The sequence below is a fragment of the Pseudomonas sp. C8002 genome, assembly GCF_013385765.1.
GTDB lineage: Bacteria > Pseudomonadota > Gammaproteobacteria > Pseudomonadales > Pseudomonadaceae > Aquipseudomonas.
The window spans coordinates 376306-398287 of sequence record NZ_JACAPJ010000003.1; the positions used below are offsets into that span (position 1 = coordinate 376306).

The 21982-nt window shown below is 61.6% G+C and carries 16 protein-coding genes; 12 read left to right on the plus strand and 4 right to left on the minus strand.

Annotated features, from left to right (window positions below; translation table 11 throughout):
• Positions 1–7 precede the first annotated feature (7 nt).
• The 6 genes from HX814_RS05205 (at position 8) to HX814_RS05230 (ending at position 11672) form a co-directional block, all read left to right on the plus strand.
• The gene (locus tag HX814_RS05205) at positions 8–3070 is read left to right on the plus strand and encodes an efflux RND transporter permease subunit (RefSeq protein ID WP_177008363.1); all 3063 of its coding nucleotides are present in this window, start codon (positions 8–10) and stop codon (positions 3068–3070) included.
• 5 nt (positions 3071–3075) lie between these two features.
• Entirely contained in the window at positions 3076–6201 is a 3126-nt protein-coding gene (locus tag HX814_RS05210) for an efflux RND transporter permease subunit (RefSeq protein WP_177008481.1), read from the plus strand.
• Complete coding sequence (locus tag HX814_RS05215; RefSeq protein ID WP_134327093.1) at positions 6198–7619, plus strand: efflux transporter outer membrane subunit; 1422 nt, start codon at positions 6198–6200, stop codon at positions 7617–7619. Before HX814_RS05210 ends, HX814_RS05215 begins: the two co-directional genes overlap by 4 nt.
• A 66-nt stretch (positions 7620–7685) precedes the next feature.
• The gene (locus HX814_RS05220) at positions 7686–8591 is read left to right on the plus strand and encodes a DUF808 domain-containing protein (protein WP_177008362.1); all 906 of its coding nucleotides are present in this window, start codon (positions 7686–7688) and stop codon (positions 8589–8591) included.
• A 34-nt stretch (positions 8592–8625) separates the two neighbouring features.
• Positions 8626–9609 carry a GlxA family transcriptional regulator gene (locus HX814_RS05225; RefSeq protein WP_177008361.1) on the plus strand — a complete coding sequence of 328 codons (984 nt, stop codon included), beginning with the start codon at positions 8626–8628 and terminating at the stop codon, positions 9607–9609.
• Positions 9610–9680: 71 nt separating this feature from the next.
• On the plus strand, positions 9681–11672 hold the full coding sequence (locus HX814_RS05230) for an FUSC family protein (protein ID WP_177008360.1): 1992 nt from the start codon (positions 9681–9683) through the stop codon (positions 11670–11672).
• A 30-nt stretch (positions 11673–11702) separates the two neighbouring features.
• Here HX814_RS05230 and HX814_RS05235 read toward each other — a convergent pair whose 3' ends face one another.
• Entirely contained in the window at positions 11703–12491 is a 789-nt protein-coding gene (locus tag HX814_RS05235; protein WP_003210582.1) for a VacJ family lipoprotein, read from the minus strand.
• Positions 12484–13782 (minus strand): hypothetical protein, encoded by a 1299-nt coding sequence (locus HX814_RS05240; RefSeq protein ID WP_003210581.1) that lies wholly within the window; start codon positions 13780–13782, stop codon positions 12484–12486. Before HX814_RS05240 ends, HX814_RS05235 begins: the two co-directional genes overlap by 8 nt.
• A gap of 236 nt (positions 13783–14018) precedes the next feature.
• On the opposite strand from HX814_RS05240, the gene HX814_RS05245 reads away from it, so the two are divergent.
• Complete coding sequence (locus HX814_RS05245) at positions 14019–14387, plus strand: hypothetical protein (RefSeq protein ID WP_003210580.1); 369 nt, start codon at positions 14019–14021, stop codon at positions 14385–14387.
• 98 nt (positions 14388–14485) lie between these two features.
• Here HX814_RS05245 and HX814_RS05250 read toward each other — a convergent pair whose 3' ends face one another.
• Positions 14486–16039, minus strand: a complete 1554-nt coding sequence (locus HX814_RS05250; protein WP_177008359.1) for a glycosyl hydrolase family 17 protein — start codon at positions 16037–16039, stop codon at positions 14486–14488.
• Between the two features lie 330 nt (positions 16040–16369).
• On the opposite strand from HX814_RS05250, the gene HX814_RS05255 reads away from it, so the two are divergent.
• From HX814_RS05255 to HX814_RS05265, 3 genes are all read left to right on the plus strand, one after another.
• A complete protein-coding gene (locus tag HX814_RS05255) occupies positions 16370–17221 on the plus strand; it encodes a glycine betaine ABC transporter substrate-binding protein (protein ID WP_008433997.1) in 852 nt (283 codons plus the stop codon).
• A gap of 239 nt (positions 17222–17460) precedes the next feature.
• A complete protein-coding gene (locus tag HX814_RS05260) occupies positions 17461–17772 on the plus strand; it encodes a DUF485 domain-containing protein (RefSeq protein ID WP_003210577.1) in 312 nt (103 codons plus the stop codon).
• Entirely contained in the window at positions 17769–19427 is a 1659-nt protein-coding gene (locus tag HX814_RS05265) for a cation acetate symporter (RefSeq protein WP_003210576.1), read from the plus strand. Before HX814_RS05260 ends, HX814_RS05265 begins: the two co-directional genes overlap by 4 nt.
• A gap of 162 nt (positions 19428–19589) precedes the next feature.
• Here the strand turns inward: HX814_RS05265 and gltA are convergent, their stop codons facing one another.
• Positions 19590–20879, minus strand: a complete 1290-nt coding sequence (gltA, locus tag HX814_RS05270; protein WP_003210575.1) for a citrate synthase — start codon at positions 20877–20879, stop codon at positions 19590–19592.
• Positions 20880–21242: 363 nt separating this feature from the next.
• Here gltA and sdhC point away from each other — a divergent pair, with 363 nt between their 5' ends.
• A complete protein-coding gene (gene sdhC, locus HX814_RS05275) occupies positions 21243–21617 on the plus strand; it encodes a succinate dehydrogenase, cytochrome b556 subunit (RefSeq protein ID WP_008433998.1) in 375 nt (124 codons plus the stop codon).
• Complete coding sequence (gene sdhD, locus HX814_RS05280; RefSeq protein WP_003210573.1) at positions 21611–21979, plus strand: succinate dehydrogenase, hydrophobic membrane anchor protein; 369 nt, start codon at positions 21611–21613, stop codon at positions 21977–21979. Before sdhC ends, sdhD begins: the two co-directional genes overlap by 7 nt.
• The last annotated feature ends 3 nt before the right edge of the window (positions 21980–21982 follow it).

A 21982-nucleotide genomic window follows, 5' to 3' on the forward strand; every position in this document is an offset into this window, starting at 1 on the left:
GCCGAGCATGAACATTTCGCGGCCCTTTATCGAACGTCCCGTCGCCACCACCTTGATGATGGTCGCGGTGCTGTTGCTGGGCATGTTGGGGTATCACCTGTTGTCGGTGTCGGCGTTGCCTGAAGTCGACTACCCGACCATCCAGGTCTTCACCCAATACCCCGGCGCCAGCCCGGACGTGGTCAGCTCCTCGATCACCGCGCCGCTGGAGCGCCAGCTCGGCGAGATGCCGGGCCTCAAGTCCATGAACTCCACCAGCTCCGACGGCGCTTCGGTGGTGACCCTGCAATTTGACCTGTCGCTGTCCCTGGACGTGGCAGAGCAGGAAGTGCAGGCCGCGATCAACGCCGCCGGCACCTTCCTGCCGGCCAACCTGCCGTACCCACCGGTATACAGCAAGGTCAATCCGGCGGATGCGCCGGTGCTGACCCTGTCCCTGACCTCCGATGTATTGCCGCTGACCAAGGTCGAGGACCTGGCGGATACACGGTTGGCGCAGAAGATCTCGCAGATCACCGGCGTCGGCCTGGTGACCATCAGCGGCGGCCAGCGCCCGGCGGTGCGGGTCGAGGCGAATACCTCGGCGCTCAATAGCCTCGGCCTGTCCATTGATGACCTGCGCACCTCCCTCGGCACGGCCAACGTCAACCAGGCCAAGGGCAATATCGACGGCAAGTTCCAGGCGTATTCGATTGGTGCCAACGACCAGCTGCAATCGGCCGAGCAATACCGCGACCTGGTGATCGCCTATAAAAATGGCGCGCCGATTCGCCTGTCACAGATCGCCAGTTCCACCCAGGGCCCGGAGAACCCGCGCCAGGCAGCGTGGACCAACAGCACGCCGTCGATTGTGCTGAACATCCAGCGCCAGCCAGGCGCCAACGTGATCCAGGTGGTCGACCGCGTGCAGCAATTGCTGCCCAAGCTGCGGGCCAGTTTGCCGGGTACCTTGAAGGTCGATGTGCTGACCGACCGCACGCAAACCATCCGCGCCTCGGTCACCGATGTGCAGTACGAACTGGCGGTGGCGGTGCTGCTGGTGGTGATCGTGATTTTCATTTTCCTGCGCGACGTTGCGGCGACGGTTATTCCGGCAGTCACCGTGCCGCTGACGCTGGTGGGCACCCTGGCGGTGGCTTATGCGCTGGGCTTCTCCCTGAACAACCTGACACTGATGGCGCTGACTATCGCCATCGGATTCGTGGTGGACGACGCCATCGTGATGATCGAAAACATCACGCGCTATATCGAGGCGGGCGACTCGCCGCTGGAGGCGGCGCTCAAGGGGTCGGAGCAAATCGGTTTCACGATTATTTCGCTGTCGATTGCGCTGATTGCAGTGATGATCCCGCTGCTGTTCATGGGCGATGTGGTCGGCCGGCTGTTCCGCGAATTCGCCATGACCGTGGCCGTGACCATCGTTATCTCGGCGTTCATCTCCCTGACCCTCACGCCGATGATGTGCGCGCGGATGCTCAAGAATAAGCACCAGGAACGCCGCGCGGATTTCTTCGACCGCATCAACACCCACTACGTGCGTGGCCTTGACTGGGTGTTGGCGCACCGCACCTTGACCCTGATCTCGATAGCGCTCACCGCCGCGCTGACCCTGATGATTCTGGTGATCATGCCCAAGGGCTTTTTCCCCGACCAGGACACCGGCCTGATCCAGGGTATTTCCCAGGCGGCGCCGACGGTTTCATTCCAGCAGATGCAGACCGAACAACAGCGCCTGGCCGCGCGAATCCTCAAGGACCCGGCGGTGCAAAGCCTGTCGTCCTTCGTCGGTATCGACCAGACCAACCCGACCATCAACCAGGGCAACCTGCTGATCAACCTCAAGCCCCGCGGCGAGCGTGACAGTGCCACCGAGGTGATCCGCCGGCTCTCCGATGCCAACGCCGACGACGCCGGGATCCGCCTGTACCTGCACTCGGTACAGGACCTGACCCTCGACGCCACGGTGTCCACCACCAGCTACCGGCTGGGCCTGCAAGCCACCGATCCGGACGAGCTGGAAACGTGGACCACCAAGCTGCTGGCGGCGATCAAGCAAGACCCGATGTTCACCGACGTGCAAAGCCAGGCGATGCAGTTCGGCAATCGGATCCAGCTGACCTTTGACCGCGCCACCGCCTCGCGCCTCGGTATCACGCCCCAGGCGATTGACGATGTGCTGTATGACGCCTTCGGCCAGCGCCAGGTCTCGACGATCTACACCCAGCTCAACCAGTACCACGTGGTGATCGCCACCGACCATCCGCCGCGCAACTTGCCGGACCTGCTCACCGGGTTGTACGTGGACATTCCGGGTGGCGGTGTGGCGCCGCTGTCGAGCATGGCGACCCTGCAGGTGGTGCGGGCGCCCGTCACCATCAACCGGCTGGGCCAGTTTCCGTATGCCGACGTTTCGTTCAACCTAGCGCCCGGCCAGACCCTTGGCGCGGCGGTCACGCGGCTCAAGGACATCGAGGCCAAGGTCGGCTTGCCGCTGTCGGTGCAGGCCAACCTCGAAGGCTCGGCGGCGACGTTCGAGCAGTCGCTGTCCAACCAGGTGTTCCTAGTGGTGGCGGCGATTGTGGTGGTGTACCTGATGCTGGGGATTCTGTACGAGAGCTTCGTGCACCCGGTGACGATCCTTTCGACGCTGCTCTCGGCGGCGCTCGGGGCCTTGCTGGCGCTGCTGGTGACCGGCACGCAGTTCGACATTATCGGTTTGATTGGCATTGTGTTGCTGATCGGCATCGTGATGAAAAACGGCATCATGATGGTCGACTTTGCCCTGGAGTTGTTACGCGAGGGCGGCCTGAGCCCCACGGCCGCGATCGGCCAGGCGGCAGAGTTGCGGTTCCGGCCGATCCTGATGACCAGCATGGCGTCGCTGTTCGGCGCGGTGCCGCTGGCGCTCGGTACGGGGATTGGTTCGGAGCTGCGTCACCCGCTGGGCATCGCGATTATCGGCGGTCTTTTGTTGAGCCAGTTGCTGACGCTGTTCTCTACGCCGGTGATCTTCCTCGCCATGCACGGCCTGGGGCAGCGCTTCAGCCGCCGCCCGGCTGAAGCGGCCTGATGGCAATGAACCTCAGCGCGCCGTTTGTTCGCCGCCCGATTGCAACCACCTTGATGGCGGCCGGCCTCGCGCTGTTTGGCGCGCTGGCCTTCATGCTGTTGCCGGTGGCGCCGTTGCCGGAGGTGGATTTCCCGACCATCAGCGTCAGCGCCTCGTTGCCCGGCGCCGATCCGACCACCGTCGCCAGTTCAGTGGCCACGCCCCTGGAGCGCCAGTTCGGGCAGATCGCCGGGGTCACGCAGATGACCTCATCCAGCAGCTTGGGCTCGGCGCGGATCATTTTGCAGTTCGACCTGAATCGCGACATCGACGGCGCCGCGCGGGATGTGCAGGCGGCGATCAATGCCGCCCGCAGCAACCTGCCCAGCGACCTGTCCGGCAACCCGACGTACCGCAAGGTCAACCCGGCGGATTCGCCGATTTTGATCATCAGCCTGACCTCCGACAGCGCCACGCCGGGGCAGATGTATGACGTGGCCTCGACCCTGTTGGAGCAGAAGTTGTTGCAGACCACCGGGGTCGGTGACGTGACGGTGGGCGGCGGCGCGCTGCCGGCGGTGCGGGTGGAATTGAACCCCGATCGGCTCAACCAGTACGGCGTCAGCCTGGAGCAGGTGCGCCAGGTGATCAACGCCTCCAACGTCAACTTGCCCAAGGGCAACGTGGCCATCGGTGATCGCAACTACGGCATTGCGGCGAACGACCAGTTGCTCGATGAAAAGGACTACGGGCCGCTGGTGGTCAAGGCCCACAACGGCGACCTGATCCATATCGCCGACCTGGGCTACGTGCGCGAAGACGTGCAGGACCTGCGCAACTTCGGCCTGTCCAACGGCAAGCCGGCGGTGCTGCTGGTGGTGTTCAAGCAGCCGGGGGCCAATGTGATCGAGACGGTGGACGCGGTGAAGGCCTCGCTGCCGTTCCTGCAAAGCTCGATTCCGGCGACGATCAAGCTCAACCTGCTGATGGACCGCACCACCACCATTCGCGCCTCGTTGCATGACGTCGAGATCACGTTGCTGGTGTCGATCCTGCTGGTGACCCTGGTGACCTTCGGCTTCTTCCGCGACTGGCGCAGCACCCTGGTGCCGGCGATTGTGGTGCCGCTGTCGCTGCTCGGCACCTTCGGCGCGATGTACTTCCTCGGCTACAGCCTGAACAACCTGTCACTCATGGCGCTGACGATTTCCACCGGCTTTGTGGTGGACGATGCGATTGTGGTGGTGGAAAACATCATGCGCCACCTGGAGCGCGGCAAGACCCGGGTGGAAGCGGCGCTGGCCGGTGCCCAGGAAGTCGGCTTCACGGTACTGACCATCAGCGTGTCGCTGGTGGCGGTGTTTATTCCGCTGCTGCTGATGGGCGGGATTGTCGGGCGGCTGTTCCGCGAGTTTTCGGTGTCGTTGTCGGTGGCCATCGTGATCTCGATGCTGATCTCGCTGACGGTTACACCGATGCTCGCCAGCGTGCTGCTGCGCGCGCCGAAAGAGATTCATGAAGGCAATGAACACCCGGACTCGCGCTTTCACCGCTTCTACGATCGCACCCTCGGTTGGGTGATCGACCATACGGTGCTGATGGGTTTTGTGACGGTGTTGGTGATCGTGCTCGCCGGCGTGTTGTACGTGCTGGTGCCCAAGGGTTTTTTCCCCCAGGAAGACACCGGGCGCTTGCAGGGCAGCATCCTGGCGAACCAGAGCATTTCCTATGGGGCGATGCAGAAGGACTTCACCGAGATCAACCGCAAGGTGATGAAAAACCCGAACATCGAAACCGTCGCCGGGTTTGTCGGCGGTGGCGGAGGGGGCGGCGGGGCGGTCAACAGCGCGCAGATGTTTGTATTGCTCAAGCCCCTGGGCGAGCGCAAGGACAACGCCACCGAAATCATCGGCCAGATCCGCCGCAGCCTCGGCGACTTGCCGGGCACCAAGCTGTATTTGCAGTCGGCCCAGGACATCACCGTGGGTGGCCGGCAAAGTGGCGCGCAATACCAATACACCCTGACCGCCGATGACCAGGAGTCGCTGGACGAATGGGTGCCCAAGGTGGTGGCGGTGCTGCGCAAATTGCCGCAACTCACCGACCTCAATACCGACCAGCAAGACAACAGCTTGCTGGCCAATGTGCAAATCAACCGGGACACGGCGGCGCGCCTCGGGGTGAGTGTCTCGGCGGTCGACCAGACGCTGTACGACGCCTTTGGCCAGCGCCAGGTCGCGACTCTGTATCGCGCGGCCAACCAGTACCACGTGGTGATGGAAATCGCGCCGGAATACTGGACCGACCCTTCCGCGCTCAAGGGCATTTATGTGCCGACGGGCACCCAGGCCACGACCACCAAGGGCACCACGGCGGCGCCCAACCTGACCACCGGGCAGACCCTGGTGCCACTCTCGGCACTGGCGGATAACACGGTGGCGCGCACCGCAATTTCCATCAGTCACCAGGGCACGTTCCCGGCGGTGACAGTCTCGTTCAACCTGGCGCCCGGCACGTCCATCGGCCAGGCCACGGCGATGGTGGACGATGCGGTGAAGCAGCTGCGCATGCCCGCCAGTGTGGTCGGCCAGTTTGCCGGTACGGCCCAGGTGTTCCAGTCGTCGGTGGCCAGTGAGCCGCTGCTGATCGTCGCTGCGTTGCTGTGCGTGTATATCGTGCTGGGCATCCTCTACGAAAACCTGACGCACCCGCTGACCATTCTGTCGACCCTGCCCTCGGCCGGCGTCGGTGCGTTGATCGCCTTGCTGCTGACCGGCACCGAGCTGTCGATCATTGCGCTGGTGGGGGTGATTCTGTTGATTGGTATCGTGAAGAAAAACGCGATCATGATGATCGACTTCGCGATCACCGAGCGGCGGGAGTTCGGCCTAACGGCCAAGGAAGCGATTCGCCGGGCGTGCCTGATCCGTTTCCGGCCGATCATGATGACCACCCTGGCGGCGATCCTTGGCGCGCTGCCGCTGGTGCTCGGCACCGGTTATGGCTCTGAGTTGCGCCGGCCGTTGGGGATTTCGATTATTGGTGGCCTGCTGTTCAGCCAGGTGCTGACGCTGTACACCACCCCGGTGATCTACCTGTGGCTCGACCGGGCGTCACAGCGCCTGGGCCGGCGTAAGGAAGCAAGGTTATGAACGTGAAATACAGCGTGCTTTGCATCAGCCTGCTGCTCGGCGGCTGCATGGTCGGGCCCGATTACCAGAAGCCCGCCATGGAGCTGCCGCAGTCGTTCAAGGAAGGCGCGCAGTGGCAGCGCGCGGCGGCTAACCCCCAAGGGGCGATGGACAGTCAGTGGTGGCTGGCTTATCAGGATCCGGTACTGAACGATTTGGTGGCGCGCTCGGCCAAGGCCAACCAGTCGATCATCGCGGCGGAGGCCGCGTACCGTTTGGCTCAGGCGCAGGTGGCGTCCAGCCGGGCCGGTTTGTGGCCGACGGTGGGCGTGGGGTTGTCGGGTTCGCGGGGAACGGCGGGCAGCGGCAGCGGTACGTCGACTACCGGCACCACGACGGGCGGCGTCGCGAACAGCGTCAGCGCAACCTTGACCGCCAGTTGGGAGCCGGACCTGTGGGGCCTGGTGCGGCGCGGGATAGAGTCCAGCCAGGCGACGGCCCAGCAATCGGATGCGTTGCTGGCCGGGGTGCGGCTGTCCATCAGTTCCAGCGTGGCGAGTAACTACCTCGCCCTGCGGCAGATGGACATCGACGTGCGCCTGTTGCAGCAACAACAGAAGATCAACCAGCAACTGCTGGACATGATCCAGGTGCAGTTCACCCAGGGCGTCGCCACCAACGACCAGTTGCTGGTGGCTCAGGACCAGTTGACCACCTCGATTGCCGACTTGCAGACCTCCCTGCGCGACCGCGAGCAATACGAACACGCGCTGGCCGTGCTGGTGGGCGTGGCGCCGAGTGAATTCAGCGTGGCGGTGCGCAATGACTACAGCTTCGTGGTCCCGCGGCCACCGTTGACCTTGCCGTCGACCCTGCTGCAACGGCGTCCCGATGTGGTGGCGGCGGAGCGCTCGGCAGCGGCGGCCAACGCGAAAATCGGCGTGGCTGAAGCCGCATTCTTCCCGACCCTGGATCTTACTGCCGAGGCCGGTTACCGCGGCAGTGCGTTGGGCGGGTTGTTCTCCCTGCCCAATCGCATCTGGACGTTGGGCCCGGCGCTGGCGGAAACCCTGTTTGACGGCGGCGCCCGCGAAGCGGCGGTCAAGCAGGCCGAGGCCAGCTATGACCAGATCGCCGCGACCTACAAGGGCACCGTGCTCAGCGCCTTGCAGAACGTTGAAGACAACCTGTCGGCAATCAACCACCTGCAAACCCAGGCCGATGCGTTCCAGCAGGTGTACCAGCGTAATCAGCAACTGTTCGGCAGCCAGGAAGCACAGTTGCGCGCCGGCACCGTGAGCCAGGAGGCCGTGCTGACCCAGCAACTGGTGTTGCTGCAAGCCGAGCAGAATCTTCGCGACACCCAGGGCCAGCTCAGCCAGGGCAGTGTGGCGCTGATCCAGAGCCTTGGCGGGGGCTGGCAAACGCCTGCGCGCTGAACGGCTCGCTAACCCGGTGTGCGCCGCGTTATTCTCGGCGCACTTTGAATCACGGAAGCCTGAGCCATGGCAGGAAGCAGTTTGCTGGTATTGATCGACGACATCGCCGCGGTGCTCGATGATGTGGCGTTGATGACCAAGATGGCCGCGAAGAAAACCGCCGGCGTGTTGGGGGATGACCTGGCGTTGAATGCCCAGCAAGTCTCCGGGGTGCGCGCCGAGCGGGAAATTCCGGTGGTGTGGGCGGTGGCCAAGGGCTCGTTCGTCAACAAGCTGATTTTGGTGCCGGCTGCGTTGCTGATCAGCGCGTTTGCGCCGTGGGCGGTCACGCCGTTGTTGATGCTGGGCGGCGCTTACCTGTGTTTTGAAGGTTTCGAAAAACTCGCCCATAGCTTCTTCCACAAACGCACCGAAGAGCAGGCGCACCTGGTGGAAGCCGTGGCGGATCCGGCCACGGACCTGGTGGCCTTCGAGAAGGACAAGATCAAGGGCGCGATCCGTACCGACTTCATCCTCTCCGCCGAAATCATCGCCATCACCCTGGGTACCGTGGCCGATGCACCGCTGATGCAGCAAGTGATCGTGTTGTCGGGTATCGCCATCGTCATGACCATCGGCGTCTACGGCTTGGTGGCCGGTATCGTCAAACTCGATGACCTGGGCCTGTGGCTCACCCAGAAGCCCGGCCAGGCGGCGCGCAGCATTGGCGGGGCGATCCTGCGGGCGGCGCCGTACATGATGAAAAGCCTGTCGGTGATTGGTACGGCGGCGATGTTCATGGTCGGCGGTGGCATCCTGACCCATGGTGTGCCGGTGGTGCATCACTGGATCGAGACCGTGAGCCAGAGTACTGGCGGCCTGGCGTGGTTGATGCCGACGTTGCTCAATGCAGTGGCGGGGATCATTGCCGGGGCCGTGGTGTTGGCGGTGGTCAGCGTGGTGGGTAACCTCTGGAAGCGGGTGAGGGCATAGGCATTTGATCGAGCGACGGCAATTCAGCGGAGGCATGAAAGGCAAGAACCTCCGCTACCTGAATGAAACTCCCGGCGAGGCCCGTCAGACGGTGCGTGCGGGATTTGTGTTGCTCGAACATTTCTCGCTGCCGGCGTTTACCCAGGCGCTGGATACGCTGATCACCGCCAACCTGCTGCGGCCCGCTTCTTTTTCTACCTCGACCTTCGGCTTGCGGGAAGGCGAGGTGATCAGTGACCTGGGGCTGGTGATCCGGCCCGATGCGCGGCTTGAGTCTTCGGTGCTTAAAGAGTTGGACCTGTTGGTGATATGCGGTGGCTATCGCACTGAACTGAAGGCTGCGGAGGAGTTTATCCACCTGCTGAAAAGCGCCTCGGAGCAGGGTGTGAGCCTGGCCGGTTTGTGGAATGGTGCGTGGTTCCTGGGGCGTGCGGGATTGCTGGGCGGCTACCGCTGCGCCGTGCACCCGGAACATCGCCCGGCCCTCGCTGATTTCTGCAAGGCGACGCAGGTCAGCAGCGAACCCTATGTGATTGATCGCGACCGGCTGACGGCGTCGAGCCCTTCCGGTGCGTTTCATATGGCGCTGGACTGGATCAAGGGGCTGTACGGCAAAGCGCTGGTGGAGGGGATCGAGGACATCCTGGCGTTTGAGGAGTCGCGCTACCGGCGGGTGAAACCCACGGAAAACGTGTGCTTGAGCGCACCCCTGCGCGAGGTGGTCAACCTGATGGACGCCAACCTCGAAGAGCCTCTGGAGCTTGAGCAACTGGCCGTTTATGCGGGCCGTTCCCGACGCCAGTTGGAGCGTTTGTTCAAGGAGCAGCTTGGCACCACGCCCCAGCGTTATTACCTGGAACTGCGCATCACCGAGGCCCGTCGGCTGCTGCAACATACCGAGCTGTCCCAGGTGGATGTGCTGGTGGCTTGCGGGTTTGTCTCGCCGAGCCATTTCAGCAAGTGCTACAGCGCCTACTTTGGCTACAGGCCATCCAAGGAAAAGCGCCTGGTCAAATAGCCTGAGATTGGCATTCGCCACAAATATAGATACGATGCTAATCATTAGCTTGCTATCTATATGTGGGTTTAATGAAATCCTCCACCTTCCAGCTCCCTGATTTCTGGCAGGCGACGTTGACCCCGTCCCGTAGCGATCTGCTGTTTGCCTTGCGCAACATGATCGCCGGCGGGGTCGCGTTGTACCTGGCCTTCTGTTTTGACTTGCAGCAACCGCAATGGGCCCTGACCACCGTATTTATCGTGGGCCAGTCCACCAGCGGCATGGTCCTGGCCAAAGGCGCCTATCGGCTGGTGGGTACGTTTGTCGGGGCCATGGTTTCCATTGCGATGATCGGCGTGTTTGGCCAGGCGCCGTTGTTGTTCCTGCTGTGCATGGCGCTGTGGCTGGCGTTCTGCACCACGGGGGCATCCTTGCTGCGCAATCATGCGTCCTATGGGTTTGTGCTGGCGGGTTACACCACGGCGATTATTGCGCTGCCCGCTACGGCGGCACCGCTGGGAGTGTTCGATGAGGCGGTGGCACGCTGCCAGGAGATCAGCCTGGGGATTCTTTGTGCCTCCATCGCCAGTACGATTCTGTGGCCGCGCCGGGTCGAGCAGGTGCTGGCGGTTCAGGCGCGCGCCGCCTGGCAGGCCGGGGTGCGGGCTGCCGCTTCGGAGCTGTTGGGTACCGACCAGCGTAAAGGCTTGCTCGAAGCATTGAGCCGCCTGGTGGCGGTGGACAGCCAGCGCGACCATGCCTGGTTTGAAGGGCCCAAGGGCCGGCGCCGCTCCCAGGCCTTGCGGGTGCTCAGCCGTGATCTGCTTAGCCTGCTGCGGGCGGCGCGGGGCGTGGCGCGACAGCGGATGATGCTCGATGAAACGGCGGCGGTCGGGCCACTGATTGAAGCGGTGGCTTCGGCGTTGCAGCAGGAGCGTCTTGATGAACTGCCCGGGTTGTCACAACGGCTTGGCCTGGCGTTGCAGGATCCGCAGCTTGGCCAGGAGGCGCACTTTTGCCTGGTGCAACTGGCGCAGGTGTTGCGCTTGATTGAGCGGGGTGCATTGACGCTGTCGGCGGTCGAGCAGGGCAGGGTGCCGCCCGGCGCACCGGGGGCGATGTCCTGGCACCGGGATATCGAGCAGGGGGTGCTTGGCGGGCTGCGCAGTGCGTTGGCGTTTCTGGCGGTCGCGGCGTTCTGGATCTTTACGGCATGGCCTTCGGGTTTGGGCGCGGTATCGATTTGTGGCGTGGTGTTGAGCCTGTTTGCAGCGCGGGAAAACCCGTCGGCCTCCAGCCTGAATTTCCTCAAGGGCATAGCGCTGTCGATCCCGGTGGCCGGTTTTGTGTGCTTCGTGCTGTTGCCCGGCTTCGATGGCTTTCCCTTGTTATGCCTGGCGTTGGGAGTGCCGCTGTTTTTCGCCTCGTTGTGCATGAGCCGCCTCAAGCTGGCGGCCACGGCCTCGGCGTTCTGCATCTTTTTCGTCAACAACGTAGGGCCCAGCAATGTGATGACCTATGACTTCGCCGCGTTCCTCAACAAGGCCATCGCGACGCTGGTGGGGGTCGGGATTGCCGTGGTGGTGTTTCGGCTGATCCAGCTCAATCCCGGCGAGCATCACTATCGGCGGATGTTCAAGGCTTCATTGTTCGACCTGGCGCAATTGACTTCCCGCCCCCTGGAGCAGGCTGAAAGCTGGTTTGGCGGGCGCATGGCGGACCGGCTGATTCGCCTGTCGCGCTACAGCGAAACCTTGCCTGCCGATCGCCGTGTCCACTGGGATAACGGATTGCTGGGGCTGGACCTGGGGGATGAGTTGCTGGAGTTGCGCGCCTGCCTGGCGGACAGCCGGGGTGCGTTGGCGATTGAGCGCGATCGCTATTTGCGGGCATTGGCGTCGGTGTTGGAGGAGGGGGGGCCGAGCGTGGCGAATGAGTCGCTGATGGATGCGGCCAGCGTTGCGATGCTTGAAGCGCTTGAACAGCCTTCGGGATTGGCGGAGCAGGATCGGGAAATGGCCAGGGCGGCCGTGCTGCAACTGCGGTTTACGTGGCGTAAGTGGTGTCGGCGGGGGATGTAGGCGCTGGCAAGCCAGCGCCTACACGGGGCATTACTCGGCGATCTGCAACTTGCGCGCCTCGGTGTACACGTAGCGCACCTTTTCATACTCGAACGGCGAGTTCATCTGGCCGTAGCGGAAGCTGGTCTGGTAGCGCTTGTCGACGGCGCGCAGGGCCCAGATTTCCGGGTGGTTTTCGCTGACCTTGGACACGTTCAGGAAGTTGATCTCGGTCTCGGCGCCGTAGTCCACCAGCAGGCCGGTGGTATCCCGCAGGTTCGACGGACCAAACAGCGGCAGCACCAGGTAGGCGCCGCCCGGTACACCGTAGAAGCCCAGGGTCTGGCCGAAGTCTTCGCTCTGGCGCGGCAGGCCCATGGCGGTGGCCGGGTCCCACAGGCCGGCGATGCCGATGGTGGTGTTGAGCAGCAGGCGGCCGGTGGTTTCCAGGGAACGATGGCCCTTGAGCTGCAGCAGGCTGTTCAACAGGTTGGGCACATCCCCGAGGTTGTTGAAGAAGTTGCTGACGCCGGTACGCAGGAAGCTTGGGGTGACATAGCGGTAACCGTCCACCACCGGCAGGAACACCCACTGGTCGAAGCGGTAGTTGAAGTGGTAGACCCGGCGGTTCCACGACTCCAGCGGGTCGTAGACATTCAGCGCGTTGACCGACGAGCGCTCGAACTCACGCTGGTCCAGGCCAGGGTTGAACTTGAGGTGGCTCAGGGGCTCCTTGAAGCCGTCGGAGTCCACTACGGTCGGCGTGTGGGCCTTGCTGTTGTCGGCATTGGCCACGCCCGCGCACATCAGGGCGGCGAGCAGCAGAAGATATTTAGCCACGGAAGAACTCCAGCATGGCGTCGGCGTTGACGCGGTAGTTGAGGTTGCCGCAATGGCCGCCCAGGGGGTAGACGGTCAAGCGATCGCCGAAGGTTTTACGCAGGAAGCCAAGGTCGCCAGGGCCCAGGATCACGTCGTCGGCGTTGTGCATGACGGCGATTTTCGGGCTGTCGTGCAGGTAGTCCTTGAGGGCATACAGGCTGACCTGGTCAACCAGTTGCAGCAGGCTGCCGCCGTCGGAACGGGCGCGCCACATCGGGATCACCTGTTCGGTGAGGTAGCAGTCGAAGTCGCACTGCAGCGCACGCTTGAGGAACGGCGTGAGGCTGGTGCCTTCGCTGATCGGGTACTTGGGCGGGATGATCAGGCCGCGACGGTTGATCAGGTCCGAGGTGAAGGCAATGTCGGCCGCCGAGAAGCGGAATGAAGTGCCGATCAGCATCGCCATCTGTTCGTTGGTCAGGTGTTCCTTGGAGTTCTGGAAGTCGTACAGCAGGGCATCGTTGAGGTCGATGTAGCCCTTTTGCTGGAAGTAGCGGGTCAGTTTGTTCAACACCAGCTCATAGAAGGTGGTGCTGTTGTTGATGCCCTTGACCTCGGTCTGCACCAGTTTGTCGAGGTTGGTGATCGAGGTATAGAGGTTGACCGGCGGGTTCAGCAGCAGGACTTTCTTGAAGTTGAAGCTGCGACGGGTTTCGTCCAGCTTGCTGACAAAGGCTGCGTCGAGGGCGCCGAGGCTGTAGCCGGTGAGGTAGAAGTCGGTCACGGGCAGCGTCGGGTTTTGCGCGCGTACGGCCTGCATCACGCGGTACATGTCTTCGGCGTCTTCCTGGCTGATGCCGGGAGTGGCGAAGCGCGAGGCGGCGGCGATGAAGTCGAAGCTGGTGGGGGACGACAGCTGGACGACGTGGTAACCGGCCTTGTAGTACAGCTTTTTCAGGTATTCGTTGATGGTGCTGTCAAAGCGTGCGCCGGTGCCGGCGATCAGGAAGATCAGCGGTGCGGCACGGTCCTGCTTGGCGATGCGGTAGGTGAGTTTCTTCACCGCCCAGAAGTTGTCAGGCAGGCTGAACTCGCGCTCGGGGCGCATCGTCAGGGTGTAGTCGGACTGATTGATTTGATCGTCCGATGGCAGTTCCGGCCGCAGGTTCGGCGGGGTGGTGGCGATGGTCGCTTCAAACGGGTTGGTCAAAGGGTAGCCATAGCTGGCCTGGTCGATATCGACCGCCAGTGCTGACGCACTCAGAAAAAGGCTGCCCAACAGGGCCGCACAGCGCAAGGAACGGAGCATGACTAAATCCCTAAGAGGAAAACGTGCTGAAGTGGAGTTCGCAGGCTATGACCACCGCGTTGCTGCCGAAGTGCCAGCCTTCGGCACTAAAAGTCGGAAAAAACGTCGGAATCGGGGTAATAGTAGCGAGACGATACACTTTGGCACGCCTTAATGAACACTTATCTGTTTGCAAAACTTGCCAACGGCCACCGGGGGATTAAGCTGGGCGCCGTTTTCGCCTATCGGAGTGCCCCATGTCCCGCCGTTTTCCGCTGATCCTGTTGCTTATTGCCCTGCCGCTTTGGCTGGCCGCCAGTTATGGCGCGCGTTACGGATTCATGGAGGATGGCCGTTGGGTGGGCATTTGCGCTGACGAAGCCAGCCGCTGGGAATGCCAGGTGCGTTCCAACCTGGGGTTGATGATTCACTTCAAGGTGCTGGGCTGGGCGGCGCTGGTCACGGCGGTGCTGGCGTTTTTCGTGCCGGGCCGGGCCGGGTGGGGTTTGGCGGTGTTGGCGCTGGTGTTCGGGTTTCCGGCGTTGGCGTTGTACAACACGACCTTTGCGGTGTTTGCGGTGGTGATTGCGGGGTTGCGGTTGGTCCGTAAGCCTCGCGTTGCCTGATGGGGCCTCTTCGCGAGCAAGCCCGCTCCCACATTTGACCGAGTACATCCCTTGGAATGCGGTCGAGTGTGGGAGCGGGCTTGCTCGCGAAAGCGGTCTTAAGCCTTGCGCACCCGTAAGCAACGCCACAAGGCTACGACCATGAACAGGCTCACCACCGCCCAACCCCACGCCTGCTGGTTCATCACCCCTTCACGGAACAACTGCGGCGCAATACCGGCACCGATGATGAACGCCAGCAATGCAATCTCCCGCCGCAGCCCGCTCACCGGACGCACCAGGTACACCAGCGCAGGCAGCACCAGCGCGGCACTCGGGAAGCTGCGGTAACGCGGGTCAAATACCAGCGCCAGCATCATGACCGCACCGGCAAACCCGGCGATTGCCACCAGCCAGCCAGCGCGCTGCTCCAGCCAGTTGAAGGCGCGTTCGCGCCAACCTTCTCGCGTACTCAACGCCAGGGCGGCGTGAGCCAGTACCGCAAGGTTCAAGGCCACCAGCAATCCAGCCCACACCCACTCATCCGTGAAGCGCGCGGTGACCCGGTTCAACTCGGCCCAGGTGCCGATCGAGCAGGCCGCCACGGCGCCCAGCAATGGCAACAACAACGCAGCCCGGGTCGTGCGCACGCGGCCACCCAGCAGCAGCGTGCCCAGCAGGATGATCCCGCCAACCCCCAGCCACAGCGGCCAGTACGGCACATTGGTCACCGGGCCGGCGAGCACGCCCTTGTCCTGGCGGTCCGCATCAAACAGGCCCCAGTAACCCCCCACCGCCCCTTCACTGGCGCGTTTCCACGGCTGGTCAAAGGCTTCGATCAGGTTGTAGTGCCAGCCATTGGCTTCGGCCATGGCCACGAACCCGCGCATGAATTTCGCTTCGTTGACCCGGCTCGGCACCGCCGTTTCCCGCTGGCGGCCTTCGCTCGGCCAGCCGGTCTCGCCGATCATCACGTCCTTGGGGGCGAACTTGTTGCCGAAGGTCTGGCGCACATCGCCCACGTGCTTGAGCGCCTGGTCGATGCCCGAGGGGTCATCTTCCCAGTAAGGCAGCAGGTGGATGGTCAGGAAGTCCACGGCCGGGGCGATTTCCGGGTGTTGCAGCCAGAACTCCCACACATCGGCGTAGGTGACCGGTTGCTTGATATGGTCCTTGACGTGATGGATCAGCTTGACCAACTGCGCGGCAGTGACTTCCTTGCGCAGCAGGGTTTCGTTGCCGACGATCACCGAGGTGACGACGTCGGGGTTGGCATTGGCCGAAGCGATCAGTGCCTCGACTTCCTTGGCGGTGGCCGCCGGATCACTGCTGACCCATGCGCCGCTCATCAGCTTCAGGCCGTGTTTGCGTGCCAGTGCCGGCAAGTCTTCAAGGCCGGTCTGGGAGTAGGTGCGTATGCATTCGAAACGGGTGGCCAGCAACGCCAGGTCGGCGTCCATGCGCTCGGGGCGCAGTTTGAACGGCTGGTCGAACGGCGACTGGTCTTTGTCGAAGGGCGTGTAGGACGCACATTGCAGCTTGTGGCTGGCGCTGGCCACGTCCGGCAGCACCACCGGTTGGCCAAGGCCGTACCAATAGCCGCCGAGGGCCAGCACACCGAGGATCAGGGCAAATAAATAGGGCAGGAGCGGGAAACGTGCAGTCGCGGGCATGATCAGGCCGTCTGGGGGCAAAGGCGCGCATCTTACCCGGATTTGAGCCGTCCCAGTGGGGCCGCATAATTTTGACATGCAAAGTTCGGGCGGGATCGTCGGTGAATGTCCTACAAATCATCCTGCTGGCGATGTGATGTCGTTTCTTGCTTACCTGAGGTCGCAGTCAGAGCAGGTCGCTTGTGGCAGCAGGTTGATGATCGAAGTGTCAGCCCTCCACTGATGAGGCACCCACGTGATCGATGCGCGTGAAGGGGGCGCGGTGCACCACATAACAACAGGTTGACGTCGCTCGGCATCCGCCGGGCGCAGCACTTTCGGGGAAGCACTATGAAGATGCGACGACTCTTGGGCGCAGCTGCCACTCTGGTAGTTGCGATGAGCTCCACACTGGCCAGCGCCGACAGCAAAACCCTGAGCATCGGCTATGTGGATGGCTGGTCGGACAGTGTCGCCACCACCCACGTGGCGGCAGAAGTGATCAAGCAAAAGCTCGGTTATGACGTGAAACTGCAAGCGGTCGCCACCGGGATCATGTGGCAAGGCGTGGCCACCGGCAAACTCGACGCCATGCTCTCCGCCTGGTTGCCGGTGACCCACGGTGAATACTGGGCCAAGAACAAGGACAAGGTGGTCGACTACGGCCCCAACTTCAAGGACGCCAAGATCGGCCTGATCGTGCCTGAGTACGTGAAAGCCAAATCCATCGAAGACCTCAAGACCGACACCACCTTCAAGAACAAGATCGTGGGTATCGACGCCGGTTCAGGTGTGATGCTCAAGACCGACGAAGCAATCAAGGCCTATGGCCTGGACTACAAGCTGCAAGCCAGCTCGGGCGCGGCGATGATCGCCGAGTTGACCCGTGCCGAAGACAAACAGGAATCCATTGCGGTCACCGGCTGGGTGCCACACTGGATGTTCGCCAAGTGGAAACTGCGCTTCCTGGACGACCCAAAAGGAATTTATGGTGCTGCTGAGACCGTCAACAGCATCGGCAGCAAAGGCCTGGAAAAGAAAGCCCCGGAAGTCGTGGCGTTCCTGAAGAAATTCCAGTGGGCCTCCAAGGATGAAATCGGCGAAGTCATGCTGGCGATCCAAGAGGGCGCCAAGCCTGAAGCGGCGGCCAAGGACTGGGTGGCCAAGCACCCTGAGCGCGTCGCCGAGTGGACTGCTAAGTAAGTCTCTTGTGGGATCTGGCTTGCCTGCGATGCAGACGCCTCGGTGCACTTGATGTATCGAGGTGATCCCATCGCGGGCAAGCCCGGCTCCCACATTATTTCGCCCCCGCAATTATTCCTGCACCTTCAATATCCCTCGCTACACTCCTTCTACTACTAAGGTCGTCTGGAACCTGTTCCTCAGCCGCATACAGTGGATATGTTCCAATAATAAAAAGCTGTGCTGCGAGGATAAAAACAATGAACGACAGCATTTACCTCTCGATTCAAAACAGCCCGCGTTTCAAGGAGCTGGTTAGTAAAAGGGAAAGATTCGCCTGGATTCTCTCGGCAATCATGCTTGGGCTTTACTCCGCTTTCATTCTTCTGATTGCCTATGGGCCGCAAATACTGGGGGCCAAGATCAGCCCCGGTTCGTCCATTACGTGGGGGATCCCGATCGGGGTCGGGCTGATTGTGTCGGCCTTCGTCCTCACCGGCATCTATGTACGACGCGCCAACGGCGAATTCGACGACTTGAACAATGCGATTCTCAAGGAGGCTGCGCAATGATCCGTCGTCTATTGGCTGTACTCGGCGCTTCGGCCTTTGCACCTGCCGTTTGGGCGGCCGATGCACTGACCGGCGAAGTGCATAAACAACCGCTGAATATCGCAGCGATCCTGATGTTCGTGGCCTTCGTCGGCGCGACCTTGTGCATCACCTACTGGGCGTCCAAGCGCAACAAGTCGGCGGCCGACTACTATGCGGCCGGCGGCAAGATCACCGGGTTCCAGAACGGTTTGGCGATTGCCGGTGACTACATGTCGGCAGCCTCCTTCCTGGGGATTTCCGCGCTGGTGTTCACCTCCGGCTACGACGGCCTGATCTACTCCATCGGCTTCCTGGTGGGCTGGCCGATCATTCTGTTCCTGATCGCCGAGCGCCTGCGTAACCTGGGCAAATACACCTTTGCCGACGTGGCGTCCTATCGCCTGGGGCAAACCCAGATCCGCAGCCTGTCGGCCTGCGGCTCTTTGGTGGTGGTGGCGTTCTACCTGATCGCGCAGATGGTTGGCGCGGGCAAGCTGATCCAGCTGCTGTTCGGCCTGGATTATCACGTCGCGGTGATCCTGGTAGGCATCCTGATGTGCCTCTATGTGTTGTTCGGCGGCATGCTGGCGACCACCTGGGTGCAGATCATCAAGGCAGTGCTGTTGCTGTCCGGTGCCTCGTTCATGGCGCTGATGGTGATGAAACACGTCAACTTCGACTTCAACATGCTGTTTGCCGAGGCGATCAAGGTTCACCCTAAAGGTGAAGCGATCATGAGCCCGGGCGGTCTGGTGAAAGACCCGATTTCGGCGTTCTCCCTCGGCCTGGCACTGATGTTCGGTACCGCCGGCCTGCCGCACATCCTGATGCGCTTCTTCACTGTGAGTGACGCAAAGGAAGCTCGCAAGAGCGTGCTGTATGCCACTGGCTTCATCGGCTACTTCTATATCCTGACCTTCATCATCGGCTTCGGCGCGATCCTGCTGGTCAGCACCAACCCGGCGTTCAAGGATGCTGCAGGTGCCTTGCTCGGCGGTAACAACATGGCGGCGGTGCACCTGGCCAACGCGGTGGGCGGCAGTATCTTCCTGGGCTTCATCTCGGCCGTGGCGTTTGCCACCATCCTGGCAGTGGTTGCCGGTTTGACCCTCGCGGGTGCTTCGGCGGTGTCCCATGACCTGTACGCCAGCGTGATCAAGAAAGGCAAGGCCAACGAGAAGGATGAGATTCGCGTATCGAAGATCACCACCATCGCCCTGGCAGTACTGGCGATTGGCTTGGGCATCCTGTTTGAAAGCCAGAACATCGCGTTCATGGTGGGCCTGGCGTTCTCCATTGCGGCCAGCTGTAACTTCCCGGTGCTGCTGCTTTCCATGTACTGGAAAAACCTCACCACCCGCGGCGCGATGATTGGTGGCTGGCTGGGCTTGATCAGTGCCGTTGGCCTGATGATCCTCGGCCCAACCATCTGGGTCTCGATCCTGCACCATGAGAAGGCGATCTTCCCTTACGAGTACCCGGCGCTGTTCTCGATGATCATTGCGTTCATCGGCATCTGGTTCTTCTCCATCACCGACAAGTCGGCGGCGGCAGAGAAGGAACGTGCGCTGTACTTCCCGCAGTTTGTGCGTTCGCAGACTGGCCTGGGGGCGAGTGGGGCGGTTAGCCACTAAGCCCGTAACAGTTACAAAAAAATGCCCCGGTCGTGAGATCGGGGCTTTTTTTTGCCTTTATTGGTAACAGATACGACAAAACTGTTTCTCAAATCCGGCACAAATAAAAACGGCCTCCCTATCAAAGGAGGCCGTTTTCGGTGTAGCCAAGTAGCGGTTAGCTTACTTGCGGTCTTCCAGCTTGGTGATGTCACGCGACTCGTAGCCAGTGTACAGCTGGCGCGGACGGCCAATCTTGTACGGGCTGGAGAGCATTTCTTTCCAGTGGGAGATCCAGCCCACGGTCCGCGCCAGGGCGAAGATCACGGTGAACATGCTGGTTGGAATGCCGATCGCCTTGAGGATGATCCCCGAGTAGAAGTCGACGTTCGGGTACAGCGAGCGCTCGATGAAGTACGGGTCGGTCAGGGCGATCTCTTCCAGGCGCATGGCCAGTTCGAGTTGCGGATCGTTCTTGATGCCCAGTTCCTTCAACACTTCGTCGCAGGTCTTCTTCATTACGGTGGCGCGCGGGTCGCGGTTCTTGTAGACCCGGTGACCGAAGCCCATCAACTTGAACGGATCGTTCTTGTCCTTGGCCTTGGCGATGAACTTGTCGATGTTCGAGACATCGCCGATTTCATCGAGCATGGTCAATACGGCTTCGTTCGCACCGCCGTGGGCAGGGCCCCACAGTGCGGCGATACCGGCGGCGATACAGGCGAACGGGTTGGCACCCGAGGAGCCCGCCAGGCGCACGGTAGAGGTCGAGGCGTTCTGTTCGTGGTCGGCGTGGAGGATGAAGATCTTGTCCATCGCGGCGGCCAGCACCGGGCTGATCGGTTTGATCTCGCACGGGGTGTTGAACATCATGTGCAGGAAGTTTTCCGCGTACGTCAGGTCGTTGCGCGGGTACATCATGGGTTGACCCATGGAGTACTTGTAAACCATTGCGGCCAGGGTCGGCATCTTGGCAACCAGGCGGATCGCGGAGATTTCGCGATGCTGCGGGTTATTGATGTCCAGGGAGTCGTGATAGAAGGCCGACAGGGCGCCGACTACGCCGCACATGACGGCCATCGGGTGGGCGTCGCGACGGAAGCCGTTGAAGAAGGTCTTCAACTGCTCGTGAACCATGGTGTGGTTCTTTACGGTGCTGACAAACTGGGCCTTTTGCTCAGCTGTTGGCAATTCGCCATTAAGCAGCAGGTAGCAGGTTTCCAGGTAGTCCGACTGTTCAGCAAGCTGTTCGATCGGGTAGCCGCGGTGCAGCAAGATACCGTTATCACCGTCGATATAGGTGATCTTCGACTCGCATGAGGCGGTCGACATGAAGCCTGGGTCGAATGTAAAACGGCCCGTGGCCGTCAGGCCCCGTACGTCGATAACATCGGGACCAACGGTGCCGGTTAAAATGGGCAGCTCGACGGGGGCTGCGCCCTCGATGATCAACTGCGCTTTTTTGTCAGCCATGTGGCCTCCTATTTATGCTTCAAATCATCAGACAGACCCCCCACGCAGGGCCCGCACCACTATAGTGAGATAAATTCAGATGTCAATTTGCCTAAAGTCTTGCTCCAGAAGGCTTTAACCGTACTTTTTCCTCGAAATTACCTGCCGTTTACGCCTTTTATGCCGCCAGCGCAATGCGCTATTAGGGTGAGGAGTGCGCGTTGTCATTAGTTGCCTAACTGTCTATACTCGGCCTCCGACCGCCAGGGGCTTTTGGGCCCGTTTTGATGGGGGTCGCACTCCCTGGGTGGTGGTTACCTGACCAGTGCACTCCCCAACAACTTTGCCCTGATTGTTAGGGGCTCTTCAGTGTGAAAAAAAGCCGTGAATAGCCAACGACCTGTAAACCTAGACCTAAGGACCATCAAACTCCCCATCACCGGCGTAACGTCGTTCCTGCACCGTGTATCCGGCATCATCCTGTTTCTTGGCCTGGGCATCATGCTTTATGCATTGAGCAAATCCCTGGGTTCGGAAGAAGGGTACGCCGAGGTGAAGGCATGCTTGACCAGTCCGCTGGCCAAATTCGTCGCCTGGGGCCTCCTGTCCGCTCTGCTTTATCACCTTGTGGCCGGTATTCGCCACTTGATCATGGACATGGGTATCGGTGAGACGCTGGAAGGCGGCAAGCTGGGCTCGAAAATCGTCATCGCCATTTCCGTGGTGCTGATCGTTCTGGCGGGAGTTTGGATATGGTAACCAGCGTTACGAACCTGTCGCGTTCGGGCCTCTATGACTGGATGGCGCAACGTGTGTCTGCGGTTGTTCTCGCGGCTTATTTCATCTTCCTGATCGGGTACCTCGCGGCGAACCCTGGCATTGGCTACGCCCAATGGCACGGCCTGTTCGCTCACAACGGGATGCGCATCTTCAGTCTGCTGGCCCTTGTAGCCCTGGGCGCTCACGCCTGGGTTGGCATGTGGACCATCGCGACCGACTACCTGACGCCGATGGCGCTGGGCAAGTCCGCGACAGCAGTACGGTTTCTCTTCCAGGCAGTATGCGGCGTCGCGATGTTCGCTTACTTCGTCTGGGGTGTGCAGATTCTTTGGGGTATCTGATTC